Origin of the sequence: Paenibacillus sp. FSL H8-0168, from assembly GCF_038592955.1 — a bacterium.
In the GTDB taxonomy this organism is placed as follows: domain Bacteria; phylum Bacillota; class Bacilli; order Paenibacillales; family Paenibacillaceae; genus Paenibacillus; species Paenibacillus polymyxa_B.
Window position 1 is genome coordinate 5,417,826 of the sequence record NZ_CP151948.1, and the last position, 20,686, is coordinate 5,438,511.

24 protein-coding genes are annotated in these 20,686 nt (G+C 44.1%); 8 read left to right on the forward strand and 16 right to left on the reverse strand.

The genetic code is table 11. From position 1 onward, the window contains the following. Positions 1-99: 99 nt before the first annotated feature. The 5 genes from MHI21_RS23975 (at position 100) to MHI21_RS23995 (ending at position 3,292) form a co-directional block, all read left to right on the forward strand. The gene (locus MHI21_RS23975; protein ID WP_061830478.1) at positions 100-429 is read left to right on the forward strand and encodes a PadR family transcriptional regulator; all 330 of its coding nucleotides are present in this window, start codon (positions 100-102) and stop codon (positions 427-429) included. Then, positions 422-973 carry a DUF1700 domain-containing protein gene (locus MHI21_RS23980; protein ID WP_341162837.1) on the forward strand — a complete coding sequence of 184 codons (552 nt, stop codon included), beginning with the start codon at positions 422-424 and terminating at the stop codon, positions 971-973. The genes MHI21_RS23975 and MHI21_RS23980 overlap by 8 nt, the downstream gene beginning before the upstream one ends. A gap of 4 nt (positions 974-977) precedes the next feature. Then, a complete protein-coding gene (locus MHI21_RS23985) occupies positions 978-1,829 on the forward strand; it encodes a DUF4097 family beta strand repeat-containing protein (RefSeq protein WP_341162836.1) in 852 nt (283 codons plus the stop codon). 120 nt (positions 1,830-1,949) lie between these two features. After that, a complete protein-coding gene (locus tag MHI21_RS23990; RefSeq protein WP_076264523.1) occupies positions 1,950-2,669 on the forward strand; it encodes a 3-ketoacyl-ACP reductase in 720 nt (239 codons plus the stop codon). A gap of 185 nt (positions 2,670-2,854) precedes the next feature. Beyond that, positions 2,855-3,292 carry an AbrB/MazE/SpoVT family DNA-binding domain-containing protein gene (locus MHI21_RS23995; protein ID WP_341163759.1) on the forward strand — a complete coding sequence of 146 codons (438 nt, stop codon included), beginning with the start codon at positions 2,855-2,857 and terminating at the stop codon, positions 3,290-3,292. 69 nt (positions 3,293-3,361) lie between these two features. Here MHI21_RS23995 and MHI21_RS24000 read toward each other — a convergent pair whose 3' ends face one another. Next, positions 3,362-3,820, reverse strand: coding sequence for a hypothetical protein (locus MHI21_RS24000; RefSeq protein WP_341162835.1), 459 nt, complete (start codon positions 3,818-3,820; stop codon positions 3,362-3,364). Between the two features lie 120 nt (positions 3,821-3,940). Here MHI21_RS24000 and MHI21_RS24005 point away from each other — a divergent pair, with 120 nt between their 5' ends. Further along, a complete protein-coding gene (locus tag MHI21_RS24005; protein WP_341162834.1) occupies positions 3,941-4,102 on the forward strand; it encodes a hypothetical protein in 162 nt (53 codons plus the stop codon). A gap of 25 nt (positions 4,103-4,127) precedes the next feature. Here the strand turns inward: MHI21_RS24005 and MHI21_RS24010 are convergent, their stop codons facing one another. The 12 genes from MHI21_RS24010 to MHI21_RS24065 all read right to left on the reverse strand — a co-directional run bounded on the left by MHI21_RS24010 (position 4,128) and on the right by MHI21_RS24065 (position 15,868). Further along, complete coding sequence (locus tag MHI21_RS24010; RefSeq protein WP_341162833.1) at positions 4,128-5,294, reverse strand: nitric oxide synthase oxygenase; 1,167 nt, start codon at positions 5,292-5,294, stop codon at positions 4,128-4,130. A 150-nt stretch (positions 5,295-5,444) separates the two neighbouring features. Beyond that, positions 5,445-5,921, reverse strand: coding sequence for a DNA starvation/stationary phase protection protein (locus tag MHI21_RS24015; RefSeq protein WP_023990827.1), 477 nt, complete (start codon positions 5,919-5,921; stop codon positions 5,445-5,447). A gap of 417 nt (positions 5,922-6,338) precedes the next feature. Then, complete coding sequence (locus MHI21_RS24020; protein WP_165177914.1) at positions 6,339-8,066, reverse strand: adenine deaminase C-terminal domain-containing protein; 1,728 nt, start codon at positions 8,064-8,066, stop codon at positions 6,339-6,341. A 28-nt stretch (positions 8,067-8,094) separates the two neighbouring features. Further along, positions 8,095-9,153: an ABC transporter ATP-binding protein gene (locus MHI21_RS24025; RefSeq protein ID WP_341162832.1), complete on the reverse strand. Its 1,059-nt coding sequence runs from the start codon at positions 9,151-9,153 to the stop codon at positions 8,095-8,097. 16 nt (positions 9,154-9,169) lie between these two features. After that, positions 9,170-9,958 (reverse strand): ABC transporter permease, encoded by a 789-nt coding sequence (locus MHI21_RS24030; RefSeq protein ID WP_013312456.1) that lies wholly within the window; start codon positions 9,956-9,958, stop codon positions 9,170-9,172. Positions 9,959-9,964: 6 nt separating this feature from the next. Then, entirely contained in the window at positions 9,965-10,786 is an 822-nt protein-coding gene (locus tag MHI21_RS24035) for an ABC transporter permease (RefSeq protein ID WP_013312457.1), read from the reverse strand. A gap of 27 nt (positions 10,787-10,813) precedes the next feature. Next, positions 10,814-11,743: a nucleoside hydrolase gene (locus MHI21_RS24040; RefSeq protein WP_250260185.1), complete on the reverse strand. Its 930-nt coding sequence runs from the start codon at positions 11,741-11,743 to the stop codon at positions 10,814-10,816. Then, positions 11,743-12,816 (reverse strand): extracellular solute-binding protein, encoded by a 1,074-nt coding sequence (locus tag MHI21_RS24045; protein WP_341162831.1) that lies wholly within the window; start codon positions 12,814-12,816, stop codon positions 11,743-11,745. The genes MHI21_RS24040 and MHI21_RS24045 overlap by 1 nt, the downstream gene beginning before the upstream one ends. A gap of 175 nt (positions 12,817-12,991) precedes the next feature. Beyond that, complete coding sequence (locus MHI21_RS24050) at positions 12,992-13,336, reverse strand: hypothetical protein (RefSeq protein WP_013373571.1); 345 nt, start codon at positions 13,334-13,336, stop codon at positions 12,992-12,994. Between the two features lie 385 nt (positions 13,337-13,721). Continuing rightward, positions 13,722-14,033 carry a hypothetical protein gene (locus MHI21_RS24055; RefSeq protein ID WP_013312461.1) on the reverse strand — a complete coding sequence of 104 codons (312 nt, stop codon included), beginning with the start codon at positions 14,031-14,033 and terminating at the stop codon, positions 13,722-13,724. Positions 14,034-14,065: 32 nt separating this feature from the next. Beyond that, a complete protein-coding gene (locus MHI21_RS24060) occupies positions 14,066-14,362 on the reverse strand; it encodes a WXG100 family type VII secretion target (RefSeq protein WP_014278615.1) in 297 nt (98 codons plus the stop codon). Positions 14,363-14,401: 39 nt separating this feature from the next. Next, positions 14,402-15,868 carry a hypothetical protein gene (locus MHI21_RS24065; protein ID WP_341162830.1) on the reverse strand — a complete coding sequence of 489 codons (1,467 nt, stop codon included), beginning with the start codon at positions 15,866-15,868 and terminating at the stop codon, positions 14,402-14,404. Between the two features lie 153 nt (positions 15,869-16,021). Here MHI21_RS24065 and MHI21_RS24070 point away from each other — a divergent pair, with 153 nt between their 5' ends. Both MHI21_RS24070 and MHI21_RS24075 read left to right on the forward strand, forming a co-directional pair. Further along, entirely contained in the window at positions 16,022-16,300 is a 279-nt protein-coding gene (locus tag MHI21_RS24070; RefSeq protein ID WP_226887720.1) for a hypothetical protein, read from the forward strand. A 359-nt stretch (positions 16,301-16,659) separates the two neighbouring features. Further along, positions 16,660-17,004: a hypothetical protein gene (locus MHI21_RS24075; RefSeq protein WP_341162829.1), complete on the forward strand. Its 345-nt coding sequence runs from the start codon at positions 16,660-16,662 to the stop codon at positions 17,002-17,004. A gap of 74 nt (positions 17,005-17,078) precedes the next feature. On the opposite strand, the gene MHI21_RS24080 is transcribed toward MHI21_RS24075, so the two are convergent. From MHI21_RS24080 to MHI21_RS24090, 3 genes are read right to left on the reverse strand one after another with little or no spacing between them, the layout of a single operon-like run. Then, positions 17,079-17,216, reverse strand: coding sequence for a hypothetical protein (locus MHI21_RS24080; RefSeq protein WP_341162828.1), 138 nt, complete (start codon positions 17,214-17,216; stop codon positions 17,079-17,081). 25 nt (positions 17,217-17,241) lie between these two features. Further along, a complete protein-coding gene (locus tag MHI21_RS24085; protein WP_342419033.1) occupies positions 17,242-18,636 on the reverse strand; it encodes a hypothetical protein in 1,395 nt (464 codons plus the stop codon). A gap of 21 nt (positions 18,637-18,657) precedes the next feature. Continuing rightward, the gene (locus MHI21_RS24090; protein ID WP_341162826.1) at positions 18,658-20,679 is read right to left on the reverse strand and encodes a DUF4163 domain-containing protein; all 2,022 of its coding nucleotides are present in this window, start codon (positions 20,677-20,679) and stop codon (positions 18,658-18,660) included. Between the last annotated feature and the right edge of the window lie 7 nt (positions 20,680-20,686).

The following is a 20,686-nucleotide window of genomic DNA, read 5'->3' on the forward strand; positions in this document are numbered from 1 at the left end:
TTAGTACCCGTGATAAATTATGCACAAACACACGTTTCTTCCCCTTATTCCGAACGACACCTATGATCATTGATAACATCCAGGAAGGGAGCACCGCTCGTGAATGTGAACATCCAATTCAAAAAAGGGGTACTGGAACTGTGCGTTCTAGTTCTAATTGGACGCAGAGACCGTTATGGCTACGAGTTGGCTCAAGCCGTCTCCCGTCATATTGAAGTAGCTGAGGGAGCCCTATATCCACTGCTTCGCCGTCTGGTATCAGAAGGATACTGCACAACGTATTTACAGGAATCGACCGAGGGGCCTCCCCGCAAATATTATCGGCTGACTGATACTGGAAGCCATTATACAAAAATACTTACGCGGGAATGGAATGATTTTGTCCATCATGTCGCAAGCCTACTGGAGGAAGGAAATTCCGATGAATAGAAAACAGTTTCTTACAGAGGTGGAGCAGCGTCTTTCTCCTCTCCCTGCAGAGGTACGCAATGAGCTGCTTAGTGATTTGAGCCAGCATTTTGACTACGGGTTGGTCAATGGAAAAAGCGAAAGTGAGATTGCCCATGAGCTGGGTAACCCAGAGGATATTGCCCGAGAAGCGTTGGATGATCCCAATGCAGCCTGGAACGCTTCTCCTCCGCCTCGCCAGGGAAGCTTCGCACGCAATCTTTTTACTTTCTTAGGGCTGCTGTTTCTCAACTTGCTGATCTCCATCCCGATTATCGCTACCCTATGGGTAGTATGGGTTTCATTGACCGTGGTAGCGGTCAGCTTCATTGCAGCCCCCCTTCTCGCCGTTACTGATTATGCGCTAAACAGCACCTTTTACCCGGCCAAATTCTTTTTCTCTATCACGTTGACGGGTATAGGTCTATTGCTGCTGCCTGGAGTACGTTATCTCTTACTCCTTATGGTCAAAGGCACAGTACGATACTGGAAATGGAATCAGACTACCCTGAGGGGAGCTTACTAACAACATGAATAAAAAGTGGTTTATTGCAGCAGGTCTGTGCATTGTGATCGGTGCAGCCGGAATGGTGGCTTACGGTGCCCCATGGAGTCAACAAGTCATGAAGGAAACAACTGCAATTAATAAAAAATGGACGTTCACACGTGGTCAGCTACAGAAGCTGAAAGTGGACAGTTCTGATGATGTCTCTATTTTGTTTACTCCTGGCTCTGGCGACCAAGGTACGATACGCATTAGTGGAGAAGTTCAGACAAAGGTAGCCGACCAAATTCATAATGCCCGAATTGAGAACGGTAAGCTTACGATTCAATCGGAGCCGGCCGCTTCCTTGTCATTCCTTTCGATCACCCCTGATGTGGATCAAACGATTACCGTAGAGATGCCCTCCGGCGAAACACTAACTGACCTACAGGTAGATGCACATTCAGGGAATGTAAAACTTCAAGATGCCTCCGTGCAGAATACTTCCATCACTGCTACTTCAGGCACTGCCGAGATTACAAACCTCCAAAGTACCCACCTGATCGCAAATTTAACATCCGGCAATTTTACAGCCAGTCAGCTTGCATCAGATATGGAGTTGAAGCTTACTTCAGGCGATGTTACCATTCGCGATTATAGCGGTAATGGCCTTATTTCCCTAACCTCAGGGGAGACAAATATTACGCAACGTGCCGTAGCCAACTTGGAAGTGAATGCTGATTCTGGTGACGTGAAGATTAAACAAGCTCCCGATTTTAAAGGTGTTTATAATGTCCACTCTGACTCTGGGAGTATAGATACTCCCGAATCTGTTCCCGGTAGTGTGAACGTGATAAAGGTAGAAACCACCTCAGGGGATATTAATATTTCCAAATAGGAGACCTCTAGATGAATACCTCATCAGAGGCGAAGTTTGGTTCAATGAGTTTAACCTTGTATAATGTAACCATGTGCTCACATGCACAACCACGTTATGGAGTGAAAAGGAGGAGACTGGATGGAACTTAAGAATAAAACAGCCATTATTACAGGAGCCAGCAAAGGAATCGGTAAAGCAATTGCCGAAACTTTAGCCAAGGAAGGCGTTAACCTGGGATTAATCTCACGAACATTGACTGACCTGCAAAAGCTGCAGGATTCGCTGGGGAGTACATACGGTGTGAAAGTGGTGAGTGCTGTTGCAGATATATCGGATCGTGCACAGGCCGCTGCCGCTGTAGCTTCACTGGAACACGAATTGGGCGCTGTCGATATTTTGATCAATAATGCAGGCATTGCTACCTTTGGCACAGTCGCAGATATGGACCCCGAAGAGTGGGAACGTATTATTCGCGTAAACCTGATGGGAACCTATTATGTTACACATGCTGCTCTTCCAAGCATGCTGGCACAAAAGAGCGGAAACATTATTAATATCTCCTCGACGGCAGGAGAACGAGGTTTTGCAACAGGCTCGGCATATTGCGCATCCAAATTTGCTTTGATGGGCTTCACGGAAGCACTGATGCAGGAAGTTCGCAAATCCAATATTCGCGTCACCGCGCTGACTCCAAGCACTGTCAATACAGAACTGGCAGCAAACGCAGGATTGCCTATTGGTGATGAGGATCGCATGCTTCAACCACAGGATTTGGCCGATCTGACATTAGCCGCATTGAAACTGCCTCCACGGGTTCAATTAAAAGTAGCCGGTATTTGGACAACCAACCCACAGTAATTCGACATGACATCTTAGATTCATTGGCTGCACAATGCTCCGGCAGACGTAATTGTTCGTCATGCCGGAGCTTTTTTTCAGCATAGCTATACCAAAACAAACTGTAATATAAGCGCTTTGTACTTCCAGCATATATACATACAATTCCTACAACTATAAGCGCATTTCAGGAAAGGGGAAAAATGATGAAGAACACAGGAATGACACGGCCATTAGACCATTTGGGCCGCATTGTGCTGCCCAAGGAGCTGCGCAATTCTATGAATATTAATATTGGAGATGCCCTCGATTTTTTTATTACCCCAGAGGGACTGATGATTCGCAAGTATACGGGGGTTTCTTGCTATTTTTGTGGTGCCGTAGATCATTTGAGCTATTTTAGGGATCATCTGATATGTAAAAGTTGTATTGAAAATCTGAAGAGCGATAATCCTTCCAGTCATTTGAATGAATCCCGTCCTGCCCAGCCCAAGAAAAGAAGGAGTTACAGAAATCAGAATGATCTCCTGAATAAACTAAAACAGCTCATGCAGGAGCATCCTAATGTATCTCAAAAAGAATTAGCCGAAATGCTCGAACTATCCCAGGGACGCGTGTCGCAGCTTAAAAAGCTACTTCTTTAAATCATCCGACCCGATCTCGTCTGTTCTAATCAACAAAAAAAGAGCCTGACGGCTCTTGGATCATCATCGTTACGCAATGTCGGACTGCTCTATAACCGGGACCCGATAGGCCAGCAAGGACTCGTCTATTACGGCAGAAATAAACGTTGCTTCTATTTCAGGCACCAGTCTAAGCGCATAATTCCATGCGTTTTCTTCAATTTGCAGCGCAAGTCGTTGCCGGGTCCCTATCCCGTTCTCTTGCTCCAACGCATCGGAGAGGTCCACTAATTCCGTATCGGCGGCGTGCCCGATCTCATGTGCAAGCACAACCGTAAAATACTCCTCAACTCGATCAACGCTGCCGAACATCTGTACACACTGTGTTTCGATAACGTCCGTATACATGGTAATGGCGTGAGCATTTATAGCATATTTGCCCCCAATCAGCCTTCCACCAGGAAAACGTTTCTCCAGCTTGACTGTCACACCTATAGCAGCCCGTTCCAACAGCTCAGCGACAATGCGCTCTGCCTGATTTCTTTCCAACTTAGCTTCGCTCCTCAAACCAGGATATATAAAGTTATATTTACTTTAAACTTATGAAATCATGGATGTGTTCATACCATATACAGTAGGATATTATACCTTTTTACAAAGGAGAATACCATGTCAGAAGATTATTATATAGGTTGGGGAACGCTTGCCCTGATTAATGCCGGCTTGGCACAATCCAAAAATCGGAGCGCGCTAAATTGGTTTCTGCTCTCCCTATTAATAGGGCCACTGGCTACCCTTTTTATCGTTGCATGGGATAAGCTGGAGTCCTAATCCAGCCATTAGGTCATTCCCATCGTTAACCGGAATGAAAAGGGCAGCCTTGGCGCTTCTGCGGAAGCACTGTGTCTGTTGCTGTACTAGTAGCCTGTCTCGACGTATACGGCTTGTCTTGAACTCCAAAATTCGGCTTCACAAGCCGATTATCATAGGAGCTATGAAAAATATGCGTTGTCGCCGGGGATAGCGGGGGGATCAGCCATGTCCAATTGCCTGTCAGCGCGCGCCCAGCCTTGGCTTCTCGTTCCTCAAACAGCTTGAATTGTGCCGCTGCGGTATGGTGGTCGACAATGCTGACTCCCGCTTTTTTAAAAGAATGCAGCACAGCAATATTCAATTCCACCAGCGCCCGATCACGCCAAAGCGTTGTTTCACTCGTCGTATCGAGTCCCATCAGCTTAGCAACCTGTGGCAACATATTATAGCGGAAGGTATCCGCAAAATTACGGGCGCCGATTTCTGTTCCCATATACCAGCCGTTAAAGGGAGCCGCTGTATAGATGATACCGCCAATCTCCAGCGTCATGTCCGAAATCATAGGCACGGCATACCATCGTAGTCCAAGGGAGGCTATACTTGAGAGTTCTGGATGCTCAATGGGCACCTCCATTACCAAATGTTTGGGAATATCAAAGAGCTGGGGAGGCTGCCCACCGGCTTCCACAACCAGTGGCAAAATATCAAAAGGAGTCATCGCCCCTTGCCAGCCCATGTCTTTACAAGCATTGGTAAAATCCACCGAGATCGGGTCCCCGATGATCCCTTGATCGGTTTCATATCCAGCGTAACGAATGAGTTGATGGTTCCAGATGCGGATATTCGGCTGCCCCGGCTTGGAGGCACGAAATACAGTAAGCGTTGGCTTAATTTTACCGCCATTCGTTCCTATGCGTATATGCTCCAGTAGCTCGCTGACCACCTCCGTCGCATCTGATGCGCCCCGCGCATCCCTGACCAAAAGCTTGTCCCAAAATAAGCGCCCGATGCAACGATTGCTATTGCGCCAAGCCATGAGCGCTCCGTGTTCCAGCTCTTCGTAAGTATGATCATACGTTCCCGTAGCCTCTATGTCGTAACGAATATTAAGAAGCCGGGCTTCCGCTTCATCGCGGCTTCGGCCCAGCTCCTCATAACATGTATATATAAACTGCTCCGCTTCATGCAAAAGCTGTTGTTTTACTTCCATAACATACACCCCATCCCGGCAGCTCCATGACTTTAGAGCCCGTGGTCTTCCACGCCTTCTCGTCATTATACTCCAGTGGCAGACTGGAACCAACGGGATGTGTATCTTGTTCACCTGATCTCCATATACATGGAAATATACACCAATTAATTATCCCAAATACGCACTCAGCATCCAGATATGTTTATCCATTGCTTCTCTCAAGCCGTTAAGAAGATCCTCTGTCGCTTTATCCTGTGCTGCTTCCGCTGCTTCCATCCCATTAGCCAGTTCAACAGTGATGGTTTTAAAATCAGCAACAACGGACTTCACCATATCGTCAGCTGTCTGCTCACCTGCGGACTCCTGAATAGCTGAAAGTTGCAAATGCTCCTTCAAGGTCGCAGCCGGACGGCCACCAATAGCTAACAAACGTTCAGCAATCGTATCTAAATTAGCTGTTGCTTCATTGTAAAGCTCTTCAAATTTAGCATGCAGTGTGAAGAATTTAGGTCCTTTCACATACCAGTGGAAATAATGCAGTTTCGTATACAATACAGACCAGGTAGCTACCTGACGATTCAATGCCTTGTGCAATTCTTGAATAGCCTCTTGTGTAGGTGCGTTCGTATGATTTAATGTACTCATGTTAAAATCCCCTCTCGTTTTCATTCAAAATATAGTTGGTTTAAAGCTTGGATACTCGTTAACAGTAGTGTCTGATTTTCTTCAAAATCCCATGCGTGAATCCAATAAATATTTATTAATTAATTTAGACTTAATCTAAATCCTGTTTTAATTATAACACTATGTCGATGTTTTTCAAGTCTTAATTCGGTTTAAATCATGAAGATTACGTGAATTGATTGTAAATCGAACTCTATATGCAATAGGATATCCAGAATCAAGACTTATTTATCTTTTATACATAGGTTACATCAATAGAAGTGTAGAAGATGTTAATTTTGTCTGTTAAAGCTTCTATATTGAAGACAAAATCCATAACCTACTTCATACCTAACCACGACAAAAAAAGAGCCGACCCGTAAGAGGGTCGGCTCTTTTTTATTCTTGCATCTCTGAAGGTTCCACGATTAAGGATACAACCTTGCCTGCATTTACATCAATCAGGCCGTGATCGGTAATTTTCAAGGCCGGGCTGACCGGCAAAGAATGCGTACTCAGCGACATGATTGGATTGTAATGGCGGTAGCCCAGCGACAGCAAGGCTGAACGAAGCTCCTTCACATGGGCCGCAACCATTTCCAGCGGTCCTTCTGTTAAAATCCCGCCTACGGTTAACGGCAAATGGGACAGCACCTTGCCATTTTCAACTACGCAAAAGCCACCTTGGCTGGATAAAACCGTATTCGCAGCCAGTATCATATCTTGCTTGTTATGCCCTACGACCAGCAAGTTATGGTTATCGTGCGAATAGGTGGTTGCCACTGCCCCACGTTTAATCGTATCTCCCCCGATCAAACCGTAAGCACGGTTGCCATTCTTTCCATACCGTTCAAACGTAGCGATGAGTCCATGTTCACCATGTTCCCATACCAGTTCACCCTGCTCCACATGTGCAGGTGCAATCCGTTCGCTCGTAAAAGTTGAGCCATCCTTGACCATCATAATACGACATTGATGTGTGCCATCAGCTACATCCATCTTTACCGTAAAATCCTGCTCCGTAAGCGGATCAAGCTTCACACTTTGATAAAAATGGGCGGGGAAGCGGCTTTTTATCGGTGCTTGATGGTATTCCTCGAACTTATCGAACACCTTGAGTCCGTCCTTATAGACTTGCTCCACATCAAATTGACCAAGATCGGACAACAGTACAAAGTCAGCTATTTTTCCCGGTGCAATTGTTCCGCGGTCATGCATTCGCATCCGTGCAGCAGGAGTAAACGTAGCTGCATAAATGGCATCCTCAGGCTTCATGCCCATTCCGATTGCTTTACTTACAATATGGTTCAGATGCCCTCGCTCTACGAAAGAGTCTGGCATCACATCATCCGTTACGAAGCAAAAATGCTGTGCCACATCTTCCTGAATAAGATAGTCCATCACTTCAGGGGTCATGGATTTTTCCTGGATTTCAATAAACATCCCGGCAGCCATCCGCGCCTTCATACCTTCAATACTCTGGTGAGTATGGTCCGAGCCTATTCCCGCATAGATCAACTGATGCAGATCCAGATCAAGCAGCTGCGGCGTATGGCCTTCAATGATTAGCTCCGGGTAGTGCTCACGAACATGGCGTAAGATGCGATTCGTCTTGCTCTCCGGATCACGAATGACATCCACATAGTTCATAATTTCACCCAGGCAGATCATTTCGCCGGTTTGCAGTAGCGCATCAATCTCGGGAATACCAATCTCGCCCCCTGAGGTTTCGAGCGGCGTTGCCGGGACAGAGCTTGGAATGCCGTAGAACATATCAGCCACGCAATCTTTGCTGGCTTCCATCATTTCCTGAATGCCTTCCAATCCGAAAACATTCGCCATTTCGTGCGGTTCCGGTACAATCGTCGTTACCCCATTGCGAATCAGCCCATAGGAAAAGGTTGCCGGTGTCACCATGGTACTTTCGATATGCAAATGAATGTCGATCAGGCCGGGAATCATATATTTCCCATGCCCTTCGACAATTTCAGCCACCTCGAAAGACTCCAGACCACGCTGACCGATATACATAAACTTGCCATTAAGTATAGCTACATTACCTTCTTCGAACGTCTTGTAGTAACTGTTATACACCTTAACTTGTAAAATCATTTTGTCTGCACGCATGATGTATCTCCTTCATCGAACCCGCTGATTATTGGACCAGCACCATTTTATCTGCCGGAAAATGCAGGGTAACCCGCTGACCACTCAGGTAAGGCGTATCCATTTCCTGATTAGCCGTAAAGTTGCCTTTCGCCGTTTCTACCACGTACTGATAGCTACGCCCCAGGTAAGTACTTACTTTAATAATACCGGGAAGCTCATTTTCCCCTGTCTCGTTGCCTTCTGTTCGAATGACCAAATCATCCGGGCGAATAGCGCCCTGACGAGCACCCGGTTGGTTAGTACCCTGATTACGCGCTACGCCGAATGAAAGATCGCCTGTATTCAGTCGAATACGATCCCCTTCTTCAGTACGCTCGTCAAAACTTAGAAAATTATTAAACCCAATAAAACGGGCGACAAATTCGGTCGTCGGATATTTAAAAATGGTCGATGGAGCATCTAATTGTTCGATGTTCCCCTTATTCATAATCGCAACCTGGTCAGAAATCGAAAAACATTCCTCCTGATCATGCGATACATACACAGTAGTGATGCCCAGTTCCTGTTGAATACGGCGGATTTCCACACGCATATTTACACGCAGGTTAGCATCCAAGTTACTCAGAGGTTCATCAAACAACAGCAGATCGGGTTCAATCACAAGCGCTCGCGCAATCGCAACACGTTGACGCTGTCCGCCTGACAATTCACCGGGGAAACGTTTTTCAAATCCCCCCAGGCTAACCGTATCCAGCATGGCCATAACGCGGCGTTTCACATCATCTTCCTTTACCTTACGTAACCGCAGACCAAAGGCAACATTATCAAAAACGGACAAATGCGGGAAGAGTGCATAACTTTGGAATACAAAGCCGAAGTTCCGTTTATTCACCGGAACCCGAGTATAATCCTTATCGCCAAACAAAAATGTTCCTTGTTTAGCTTCGAGAAATCCTGCAATGAGACGAAGTGTGGTCGTTTTGCCACAACCACTCGGTCCCAGCAACGAGAGCAATTGCCCCCGCTCGAGCTGCAAATCGAAATCCTGCAAGATCAGTTGGTTGTCATAAGCGACCGATACGCGATCCAGAGTAAGCAGTGCCATAAGGTTGAAGCCTCCATTACCTTTTAGTGAAGTAAGACAATCCCATCAGTCGTTCAATCAAGAACATCAGGATACCGGTTAAAATCATCAGCATAACCGAAATCGCTGCAATCGTCGGGTCAAAATAATTTTCGACGTAAGTCAGCATTTGAATGGGCAGGGTGCTGAAGCCCGGTCCTGTCATGAAGACGGAGATGTCGACATTGTTGAATGATTCCAGAAAGGCAATCAGGATAGCCGCAATAATACCTGAGCGGATGTTGGGCAGAACTACCTTGAAAAAGGTTTCCAGCCGTCCAGCCCCTAAACTAAGCGCTGCTTCCTCAATCGCAAAATCAAAGTTAGACAAACTGGATGCAATGACTCTAATAATGAACGGCAACATAATCACCGTATGTCCGATCAATAGTCCAGCATATACTGGTAAATGGTAAACAATGATCAAATAGCGCAGCAGTGTAAAACCAAGAACGATACCCGGTATAAGCAACGGGGAAAGGAACAAAGCATTCAGCGCATCCTTCCCGCGAAACGAAAAGCGACTAAGTGCATAGGCGGCAGGCATACCGATCAGCAGTGCCAAGATGTTGCCTAGCAGAGAGACGACAATGGACGTTTTGAACGTGGACATAAACAAATCCACTTCAAAAATATTTTCATACCAGCGCAAAGAAAAGCCCTGCGGAGGAAATTTTAATACCGTGCCCGGCTCGAAAGAAGTGACCGATATGATCAACAGCGGACCGAGCAGAAAGATGAAGACCAGCAGGCTAAAGAAGCCTAGTCCGTAATGTTTCTCCCGCATATCCACCTACCCCTTCGGATTGAGTTTATGGGCCGCCTTATTTAAGAGACCGACCACGATAAATGTAATAACAATCATAATTGTTGCAATAACAGAAGCTAAAAACCAGTCGTTTAGCGTCATCGCGTTTTGATACAAAAATGTAGCGATAACCCGCTGTTTTCCTCCAAGTAGTGCTGGTGTCGTATATGCAGTCAGGCTGCCTACGAAAACGAGAATGCTTCCAATGATCAGGCCCGGCACAGACAGCGGAAATACGATTTTACGAAATGCGCTGAATCTGGAAGCCCCGAGGCTCTGAGCAGCATGAACAAGATCACCGTCGATATTTTCGAGCACACCAATCAGTGAAATAATCATCAGCGGTAAAAACAAATGAACCAGACCAATAATCATCGCTGCTGGGGTGTACAAAATATTCAGCGGCTCATCTACAAGTCCTAAACCGATGAGCACGTTATTTAGCAGCCCCTTGCGACCCAGAATGACCATCCAGCTGAATGACCGCACCACCGGACTCGTCAATAAGGGAAAGATAGCCAGCGCAAGCAAAATCCCTTTACGACGCGGGGCCTTTTGCGAAATATAATAAGCCGTCGGGAAGCCGAGTAATACGCACACGAGTGTCGTTACGACACTGACTTCCAGCGTAGTCAGCAATATTTTCAGAAAATAAGGGTCCTTGAAGAAATGGAGATAGCCTTCTAGGGTGAATGAGCTGTTCTGTACGAAGGTCGAACCGATCGTCAACACAATCGGAATGACCATGAACACCGCCAGAAAGAGCAGACCTGGCAGCAGCAGCCAATACAAGTATGTTTTCTTCATGGGTAGCTCCTTGCGGTTATCAAAATGTTATTCCTTATTCAGCACCTGGATAAACAGCTCCAGAAAAGCTTCGCTGTCCACCTGTTCGCACACATTCATATTGGGGCTATGATTGAGGCGGTTCTGCACATCGCCCACCGTTTGTCCGTCACATATACGACTGGAGGTTTCCACGTCGACATACAACGATGAGGTATCTACTAACCTCGAATTCAATGCGACACCTACGGCAAGCGGGTCATGAAGCGCACAGGCTTTTACCCCGTTGCGTTCTTCATAACGCTTGGTATAAACAGCCGTACTTTCAGCTACATAATTACGAATTGCAGGATGGGACAGACGAGCAATATGATCGGCAGTCAGCAGAGCCTTCCGTGTTACATCCAGTCCCACCTGTATCAACCGACCAAATCCTGCATGAAATACGATCCGTGCGGCTTCAGGGTCAGCATACATGTTGTACTCCGCTACAGGTGTAATATTGCCGCACCCGTGAATAACACCGCCCATAAAAATGACCTCATCGACGTGATCCGTCAGTTCGGGACACTTCAGCAGCGCCAGTGCCAAATTGGTGAGCGGCCCGGTGCAAATGAGCGTCACTTCCCCCCGGTGAGCCATCACGGTATCAATGATGATATCCGGCGCAAAACCTTCGGATGCAGACATCGCTGGGATTACTCCACTCAATGCACCTCCAATGCCGTCTTCTCCATGGACACGGTGCTCGTGCAGACCTTTACGTATTAAGGGAGCCTCCGCCCCCCGATAAACCGGAATATCCGGTCTATCCAAAAGGTCGAGGATTTTGCATGTGTTCAATGTTGCTTGTTTAAGTGAGACATTACCGCATACTGTAGTAATCGCTTGGATATCCAACTGACCACTTTTGGCGGCCAGTAAAATACCCAACGCATCATCAATGCCCGTATCTACATCTAATATGACCTTTTTCATTATTGTGCTACTTCCCGGTTCCAGCGATCTGTCCATGCCTTGATATGATCGTTAACGAACTTCATATCCAGCTTGGTCAACTTGTTCACTACATCTGTACCGTACGTAATTCCTTCTGTATCCGCACCGGACAGTACCACCTGCGTGTTCACCGGAGAATCAACCTTCGCCTTGGCGGATTTTTCTTGAACTTCCTTGCTCAGCTGCCAGTTGATAAATTCCTCAGCCAGCTCCTTCTGGTCGGAGCCCTTCACTACATTAATCGTGTTCATGACTGCGTAAGCACCTTCACTAGGAGCTACAAATTTCGCTCCTGGCACAGCCGCCTGCAAATCTTTGAAGTACATTTCCATGATCGGACCGCCCGCAATTTCTTGTTGACTAAACATGTTCACGAACTCGGACGTTTTGCTATAAAACTTAACGATATTCGGACTCAGCTCTTTCAGTTTTCCGAAGGCTTGGTCTTCATTAAACTCCTTACTCCCCGCTACCTTGGAGGCTGCATCTACCATCATCGGTCCAGCAGTCGCCGTAATATTCGGCAGAGTCACGTTTCCTTTGAATTCAGGGCCCCACAGGTCGGCCCAGGAGGTCACATCTTTTTTCACCAGTTCCGGATTATAGGCAATACCAAGGCGTCCAACTGTATAAGCAGGACCATATTCCTCACCCAGCGGTGCTTTGGCAATATCATAAATTTGGTTCAAGTTTGGCACTTTACTGCGATCCAACTTCTCGAATAGCCCCTGTTGAATTCCCTGTTGGGCATAATAATCAGACAGATAAATCAGATCGACGTCTGTGCTGCCTTGACTGATTTTGTTCAACCGTTCAGCGTTATTTCCAATTTCGACCACGATATCAACGTTATGTTCTTTTTCAAAAGGCTCGTACACTTCTTTGTTAAAAAAGTCCTCGGAAAAGCCCCATGTGGAAATAACTAGTTTCTTTTTTCCATCAGCTGAACCATCTTTTCCATCTGTCTGACCGCCAGTAGCATTGCTGCCGCAACCTGCCAGTACCACGGATGCCAAGGTCACAGCCATAAAACCTTTAAACCATTTTTTCATATGAAACTCCCCCTATTTTTTTATTATGCACACCTTATGACACAAAAAAGAAAAGTACTCTTGTAAAACAAGAATACTTTTCTTCGTAAACAAAGAATAAGTTGATCCCGCTGCGCGTTATAACAGGTTCTCCCCTCAGATAGATCCGAAGCGAAAAGCCGAATATCCAATTTTATTAGGATTCTTTCAGTATGATGTTCGTAATTGCCCACTGCGTTGCTGAATCATAATCACGCAGTAAAGCTTCTATATCGAGCTCCATATCCTCAATCAGCTTCTCGCGAAGTCTCTTCTTGTACAGCATGGACATTCGGAAATCCACTTCCAGCTTCAAGCCGGGGGCTTCCACTTCCAATGCCGCCGAGCGTGGAGAACGCCGGTGCTTCGCCACAAAGGTAACAATGTTGTTCTCAACGGTGGCCCGCAGCAGCGTGGTCCCGAAGCCGAACAGTTCCTTTGAAACTTCATTGTAAATCTGGCACATCCGCTTCTTGCTTTCGTTACTGTCGAGCAGCGTCATGAACCCACCCTCATCAGCATATTACGTACAATCAATCTTTCAACACGATAGATTATACATAAATATACGATAAATAGCAAACAAAAATCCCTAATCTAATAACATATGATGCGAAAAAGCGAACAATATGTCGAACTTTGTAGCTTTTCAACATTTTGACACTTTTTCATCTAACTCTTAAGTTTTCGAACACTGCTATATTCCCCGCAGGAAAATTAAAGTAGACTACAAAGTCGTTATCGTCACCACTCTGGGAGAATATTTTTTTCTACTACTATATATGTAGTTTTTATTTAAACGCATTTAACCGTACCCCGCGGGAGTCCCCTAGCGATTGTACGGTTTTTTTTATGTTATGTAGCTGACTGGCCAGATGGGAACCCCTTCAAGAAAAAGCCGATTGAATCCACGAGGACACTACAAGAGTAGCTGGCCACAGCAGCATAAAGTTAGCTATGATATACGCCTTCTTAAAAGCATAACGATGATAAAAATACCAACAGCTCCATGAAATAAATACTCCTATCGGGTAGCTCATTATGACATAGGCAAAAATATAACTGATGAGATAATCTCCAGCTGTTGGTGCATCGAAAGAAAATACGACCACCATCAGCATGGCCGGATAGGCAAATAGCGTTAAGCCATAAACGATATTCAATATAAGTAAAATGACAAATGCATTTTGATCTTTCATGATGTTCTCCTAACTATTGCAGTCTGCCTGTATCACCATTGTGCAGCCCGTTTACGTCTCTCCTCACGCCGATCAGCTTCTTCCATTTTCCGAATATAACGTTTCAACTGCTCTTTATGATCGTCCAATTCCTGTATTCGTACAGTTGTACCTTGGAGAAACGTCTCCATTTTACGTGTTAATTCAGCAGCCGATTCGCCCCTCCAGTCTTGCAGACGACCATATATATTCCTCATCTGCTGCTCCTGATGCTGAAGTCTTTGCTTTAGCTGCTCGCATTGCTGAACAGCCCTACGCAGATCCCCCAGGCTCAAAGATATTCTGCTCATCTCTTTTGCCTCCCGTTGTGTTCTTCCAGCTGCTCTTTTTTATTGATCCACCATCGTAAATTCCTGGCCCTTGCGATCTATATACTCTGCTATCTCTGTAATCGATTCCTGATACCAGCGATTGATCCGATCCAATGTTGCCGTTGCACTATGCGCAATTGGGGTCAAAGACTGACTTTCACTTGTCCCGATATGAGCCTGAAATAACTGGATGGATGCTCGGGTATCGCTAGAAAATCCATGCAGGCTGGAACGCATCTGGTTAGCCGCATGCTTTAGCTCCTCAGGTGTTAATTGAATTGTGCCTGCATTCTTGTTGCCCACAAAATATGCCCCACCATTAACGCGACCATCTTGTTGTCCTGCTCCCATCAAATTCACACCCAGTGCATTAGCAGCAAACTGCCCGAAGGCACCTAATTGTCCACCGTAACGTTCAACCAGATCGCCCACGACTTGCTTGAGCTCTGTCTGCGCGGCCAGCATTTGCTCGTACGCCTGCACCCGCGGATTACCTTCTACCAATTGTCCATCCATGGTGTACAGTGGATTGCTGATATTACCGGTACGATCGTCAAATGTAAAGTGCGCCATTCTATGAGTATGTTCTCCCCCTATTAAAGAATTATAGAACTTGGTGAATGCATCTTGCTGCATCATAGGCAATGTAATCGGAACATAAACAATAGGAGTCCATTTGGGGCCAAGAATAAGTCTTTCCAATTCGTTTTTTCTTTCCATGGGAATTGAAACAGGAATAGTAAACTTGGCTGCATTGGCAGTCTTATAATCACTCCCAATATGATACGTTTCTCCTACATGTTGATTAGCTTTAGTAGCTCCCCCGCCAACGGTATCTCCGGGATGGGCAAAAGCCACATTTGTTTTCTTAAACTCTCCTGCTTCTACCCTCTTTTGAAGATCCTCAGGTAGTAAGTGTACAATACCGGGAGCATTAAAACTCACGGATGATAATCCGTTCCGTACCGCAACGTACTCTGCTTCGGCTCCTCCAAGAGAATGGCCTGTTGTAGAGATTTCAGCAGATGGATACTTTTTCTTCACTTCATCGTACAAGTTTTGGGCATGCGTAAATTGATTATTTTGATACTGTGTCTCATATTGTTTAAATGAACTTTGCACCTGTGGAGGGAAGGTTTTTACCTCTTCCGGATTATTTACATAATAATCATGAATTTGATTCAGAGTTTTCACCCGTCCACCTACGACATCGTTGATATCCGTTTCCCAGTCCATTGCTACACTCCACTTGGGGCGATCCGGCGGCTCTGTTCCTCTATAACCGATAATCACCTGATTGGTTTTTTCATTATGGAATACAGTCGCATCGAATCCAGAACCGTTCGTGTCATGTAATAGTTTCTCATCAAGTTTTGCTACTTCCCAGCCTGGAGGGGTTTGATCCTTGTAACCCTTTGGATGAGGTTCCCTTTCGTAAGCTTGGTCGGCAAGCTGCCAATATATCTTGTCTTCAATAAATGTCAATGTATATTCCCACCTTGTTTACTAAGTAAATATATTATAAAGTTACATAATAGAGGTAAAATAATCAAAAAGGAGCTCATCAAATTGTATAGAAATTTAAGGATTGCTCTTACAATTATTCTAGTCACCATCCTTATAGGAGGTTGCTCAAGCATGTCCAGTAAGGAAAAGGAAGAAACCGTAAAAGCGGCCACAGCTAGCGGCGTAAAATATATTAAATCCCACTATAATTCCGACTTCACTTTAAAAAAGTATGAAATAGAGGAAAATACCGTTCATGCAAGAATTCATCTTTATGGCTATATAAAAGGAAACAATAAAGATACCATCATTATTTCATATGATTTAGACTCGAAAGAAGTTGTCAATGTTACGGGACCGGATTGGTTTATTGATAGTAGAATTATAGACAAGAATGCACCTTTCTCCTAAAGAAAGCGAGACGTATCTGTTACATAAAATAAGATTCGCTTTATTCAGTAATCAAGTTCACTCTTCCATTCTCAGGAAGTAGTATCATTATAATGTATTATGTTTATTTCGAGTATCAATCGGAATACAAATGAGAACAAAGTCGGAGAGGATTGCATTATTGATCATAATTCATACCTAATAACGATTAGGACTTTGTAACTGTATGTTAGAAGAAATTTGCATATATGAACATAATTTTTAGAGGTTGTATTGAGCTAATCCTTATATTGGCTATAATGATCTATTCTATTATTAACAAACAAAGCAATAAGGTTCCTGGGTATATAATAAGGAGATAATAAGGAGAAGAATACAACTTGAAGAAGAAAAAGGTTCGGGGAAGCATCCTTATATTACTTTCAATCCTTGTCGGAATCTTTTGTTACACGCAATATACAGCAAATACAGAAAAAGAAGCATACGTTCAATCTGGCATACCCATCGGAAAAGAATACATTAAGAAGTATTATAATGCCGATTTTGTTTACCAAAATAACGAGTTTATTGGCAGTTACGTTAACTCTACCGTTTATCTCCGTGGCTATATAAAAGGGCATGAAGGCCAAATCATATCTATTGCTTATGATTATAAAACCAAAGAAGTGATCGACGTCTCTGGACCTGCTTGGTTCATCGATAGTAGAAATCCTAAAAAGAATTAGAATATTGAACCATGATTGCAGAAAAGGCTCCTTAGGAGCCTTATTTACTTGTTGCTAAACATATTTAACGCTATTCACCTTTGGGCGCTATGCTTAGTTACATGAATAAAAGGATATTCACCTTTGCTTATTTTACGTTTCCACTCTTGTATCATGTCTTCTTGGGTAGGCGGTTTCTCATTCACGATTGCTCCTGTAGTTACTTTAGCCATGGTTACCCTCTCTTGGTGGTTTTAGTTATTGAGTCTTTATCTTTTCTCCAGTCATTTTGATGTTACCATCCATTTCTACCAAACTCGTTTTACATTTTAAACCGATAGCATCCTTCGCGGTGACCTGTATTGTGTTACCCGCATTGAACACCAGGTTCCCGTCGGCTTTTACACGAATATCCTTTTTGCTTCGTAGTTCAATTCCATGGTCATCCAGTAGTCGAATCACCACTTCATCGTCGTTCCCCGTAATTAAAATTTCATTTTTCTCAAATATAATGGCTTTGCGGTACTTGGTCATAAAGATTTTCGTCGACGGGTCCTTAATAAAGTCACCGCCTTTGGATCTCTTTCGGATCGAGTGAGTTACAATGGCGTCTTTTTCTGTAGAGGTCGGAAAGTAGATATCTACAAAGTCAAACAACTCTGGCATGCAGTACCATCCCGTATTCCCTTCCGATGTATAAAATGTAGCCGTTGGAAAAGCGTAGGTTTCCTTGACGTTAGGCTTGACCTTCTCCATTTCATAAAAGAAAACCTTCACATGATCCTGTTCAATTCCAATAACCTTGGACTTCAGCGAGATGCCACGAATGCTCTCATTTACAATCAAATCCTGTTTCATTCCATCCGATGTGGTCAGCACATATTCATGCCACAAGACACTATGGCGTATAAACGCAACCGATTGCAGGACGTATAAGGCTTTCCCTTTAAATTTAACCTCCGCCCCAATTTGCAGCAGGACATCTCTAGCCCCTGTCGTTTGTACTTTATAATACAAAAGATTGTCGTCCTTGCTGGCCCCTGGCTTAGTTTTTCTGGTCATCGAGTAGTTATACTGTTTTAGCTCACCTTGATTGACACCATCCGGTAATCCAAAATAAAACTGAGGTTTGTCTCCAATCGGATCAGGTATCAGTCCCCAACCAAGCCGAGACGCGATACGTTTCAGAAACGACCAGTCCGTTTCGTCGAATTGCATCGTAAATTCCTGTAAAAGCTGATCTTTTAAGCGGCTCGTACAATTGGCTTTGGGATATGATTTGAGTACATGTTCAAGCAATGCCTGCACCTTCATCTTCACATTTTGAAAAGATTGTCTATGAAGCACTTCATCCAACTGACTTGTATAGGATAGGGCTTCGACGACTAAATAGGCTACATTGGACACCAACTTGATTCTGAACTGCGTGACTAATCCCCTAAATAATACAATCTGCTTTTGATCATCATTCATATAGGAAACAACTAACTTCGCCCCTGCTTCCATATGATCTGTATACTCTTCCATTTGAGCACCCGTTAACACACCTGTCAAAAGGACCTTCACATGCTCATTCATTTTCTGTATAACTTTAACTTTTGGATTTTTAAGAGATAAAACTGTTCCATTATACTTGATGATTGGATATCCCATGTTACCGCTCCTCTATGTCGGTTATTTTACGTTTATCCGTTGTTTGCTTACGTATTGAATGACATCTTTAATGGTTTGATTATGCCCCTGATCGTTAAGAGCCTCATCTAATGCAGGAATTGTGGTAAAAGTTCTATTTTTTTTCTGAAAATAAATGTCCGCTATAGGGAATTCATCAACTCTACCAGGTCCATGAATCCCGTTGTCAACATCGGCAATGATGATAACATCCTTCAATCCATCCTTATTCACATCCTTGAAGGCCACTGCTTCTACTCCTCCGTAACGTGCAACCCACTCACGGTTCCCGTAGAAATCGGGGAATGGATAAAGAATATGTCCTTGGTCATCCAATAGGAAGAAAAAGAATTTACGAAAACCTTCCGGATACCCATATGTGGATACAAACCTTACTTCTCCAAAACCTTCGAGAGTAGTTTGAAAAGACTGCGACTCTTCAATTTCATATTGGTTGGTATCCAATTTTTCACCGCCAACTGTGGAAACAGACTGATCCTCAACAGAACTTAGCTCACTCCATAGTTCCTCATTCCGCCTAATATTCTCTGGAATTTGTAAAAAACGAATCTCATACTCCGCATGGTCCCCTACTACATGAGCCATAGGTACACTCATCCCCAACGAATCATTTGTGAGATAACTAAACGATTCCATTTCTACTTCCGCAAGCGAACCTTTGGTTACATCCGCGTTTGCTAACAATTGAATCAAATCATCTTTTGTGAAATCACCGATTAACCCTTGTTGCTCTGGCTGAACAGCTGTAATCTTCCCGCTTTTTATAAGCTCAATAAAAGGTTTCTCGACCTTTACCAGGTCCCTCAATCTTATTCTTGAAGCCTGCTTCATATCCAGATTCGTCGTATAAAACATATGACTAGGATAGGCTGCGTCCTTCACATAACGAATACCCGTATATTGAACGCTCAAGAATCGTTCACTTTGTCGTTTGATCTCATAATCAATTTCAACATGGACTCCAGAATTGGAATCCGCATAGTTTTGTAATCCTTCTAAAGCATCAGTCTTAAGAATTTGGTTTAAATATTTTTGCTTTGCAATATCCTTGAGTTTTGTAATTTGAGGGTATTTAATCACGATCCCATGTTCTGAATATTTCTCTTGAATGAGTTCATAGCTTTGCTGTTCACTAGTATTCGAGGCGGTGCTATACTCAGAATCAATACGGACTTCTCCACTGGTGGAGAACTCAATGATAAAGTTTTGTTCAGAATCATCACTGTTTATGAAGAAACCATCGCCGTGGTCTAAAACTTCGATACTCATGCTATCATGCTGCCGATTCTCTAAAACAAACTCATCTATATCCTCGTTCAATTCCCACGCATCCGGAAGCTTTATCTTATCTGTTACTATTTCTTTCTGTGTCCATTTTTCCCCGGAGAATTCCCACAACGCAACAAATACGGGGTCTGGATGATATATTGAAACATATCCCCCTAACAACAGCTGTATTCCCTGGTCTGAATCCCGAACCATAAAATCTGTAGCTAATTCTGGCCCGTCTTCCTCAAGCATCTGGGCGTGTACAAGTTGCTTCGAACTCCACCACTGAATAAATGTGTATTTATCTCCGATCGTACCTGTCACCGTTTTAGGTGCTCTATAATTCATAACCCTAACGTTTAGCTGCCCGCTTTTTAACGGAAACGATTTTGTTAAGATAGTGAGATTATTCTCGAACTTTTCTACTAATTCTTCATCCTTCATCTCTACACTTTCAGGCTCGTTTAACAACGAATTAAGTTCCTGTATGAACTCCTCAAGCTTATTTTGTCTGGTATCAGAATCCTTATTTTCATCGTTGACTATACGAAGTTTTTGAACTAATGCATCCAACATTTCCGAATAAGAAATCGTTTTAACGTCATTTTGAAGAGAAAGCGTATGATTAGTTTCTGCTTTTGAAGAATCATTCTCTTTCGTACATCCGTTCATTACTACACAGGAAATTAGTAGTAACAGGACGCAACATATACGACCGCCCTTTAAATGATTCATGCTGGAT

Coding starts and splice junctions, on each gene's coding strand:
- MHI21_RS23980 (WP_341162837.1), top strand. CDS start 422: ATGAATAGAAAACAGTTTCTTACAGAGGTGGAGCAGCGTCTTTCTCCT.
- MHI21_RS23985 (WP_341162836.1), top strand. CDS start 978: ATGAATAAAAAGTGGTTTATTGCAGCAGGTCTGTGCATTGTGATCGGT.
- MHI21_RS23990 (WP_076264523.1), top strand. CDS start 1,950: ATGGAACTTAAGAATAAAACAGCCATTATTACAGGAGCCAGCAAAGGA.
- MHI21_RS23995 (WP_341163759.1), top strand. CDS start 2,855: ATGAAGAACACAGGAATGACACGGCCATTAGACCATTTGGGCCGCATT.
- MHI21_RS24005 (WP_341162834.1), top strand. CDS start 3,941: ATGTCAGAAGATTATTATATAGGTTGGGGAACGCTTGCCCTGATTAAT.
- MHI21_RS24010 (WP_341162833.1), bottom strand. CDS start 5,294: ATGGAAGTAAAACAACAGCTTTTGCATGAAGCGGAGCAGTTTATATAT.
- MHI21_RS24015 (WP_023990827.1), bottom strand. CDS start 5,921: ATGAGTACATTAAATCATACGAACGCACCTACACAAGAGGCTATTCAA.
- MHI21_RS24020 (WP_165177914.1), bottom strand. CDS start 8,066: ATGCGTGCAGACAAAATGATTTTACAAGTTAAGGTGTATAACAGTTAC.
- MHI21_RS24025 (WP_341162832.1), bottom strand. CDS start 9,153: ATGGCACTGCTTACTCTGGATCGCGTATCGGTCGCTTATGACAACCAA.
- MHI21_RS24030 (WP_013312456.1), bottom strand. CDS start 9,958: ATGCGGGAGAAACATTACGGACTAGGCTTCTTTAGCCTGCTGGTCTTC.
- MHI21_RS24035 (WP_013312457.1), bottom strand. CDS start 10,786: ATGAAGAAAACATACTTGTATTGGCTGCTGCTGCCAGGTCTGCTCTTT.
- MHI21_RS24040 (WP_250260185.1), bottom strand. CDS start 11,743: ATGAAAAAGGTCATATTAGATGTAGATACGGGCATTGATGATGCGTTG.
- MHI21_RS24045 (WP_341162831.1), bottom strand. CDS start 12,816: ATGAAAAAATGGTTTAAAGGTTTTATGGCTGTGACCTTGGCATCCGTG.
- MHI21_RS24050 (WP_013373571.1), bottom strand. CDS start 13,336: ATGACGCTGCTCGACAGTAACGAAAGCAAGAAGCGGATGTGCCAGATT.
- MHI21_RS24055 (WP_013312461.1), bottom strand. CDS start 14,033: ATGAAAGATCAAAATGCATTTGTCATTTTACTTATATTGAATATCGTT.
- MHI21_RS24060 (WP_014278615.1), bottom strand. CDS start 14,362: ATGAGCAGAATATCTTTGAGCCTGGGGGATCTGCGTAGGGCTGTTCAG.
- MHI21_RS24070 (WP_226887720.1), top strand. CDS start 16,022: ATGTCCAGTAAGGAAAAGGAAGAAACCGTAAAAGCGGCCACAGCTAGC.
- MHI21_RS24080 (WP_341162828.1), bottom strand. CDS start 17,216: ATGGCTAAAGTAACTACAGGAGCAATCGTGAATGAGAAACCGCCTACC.
- MHI21_RS24085 (WP_342419033.1), bottom strand. CDS start 18,636: ATGGGATATCCAATCATCAAGTATAATGGAACAGTTTTATCTCTTAAA.
- MHI21_RS24090 (WP_341162826.1), bottom strand. CDS start 20,679: ATGAATCATTTAAAGGGCGGTCGTATATGTTGCGTCCTGTTACTACTA.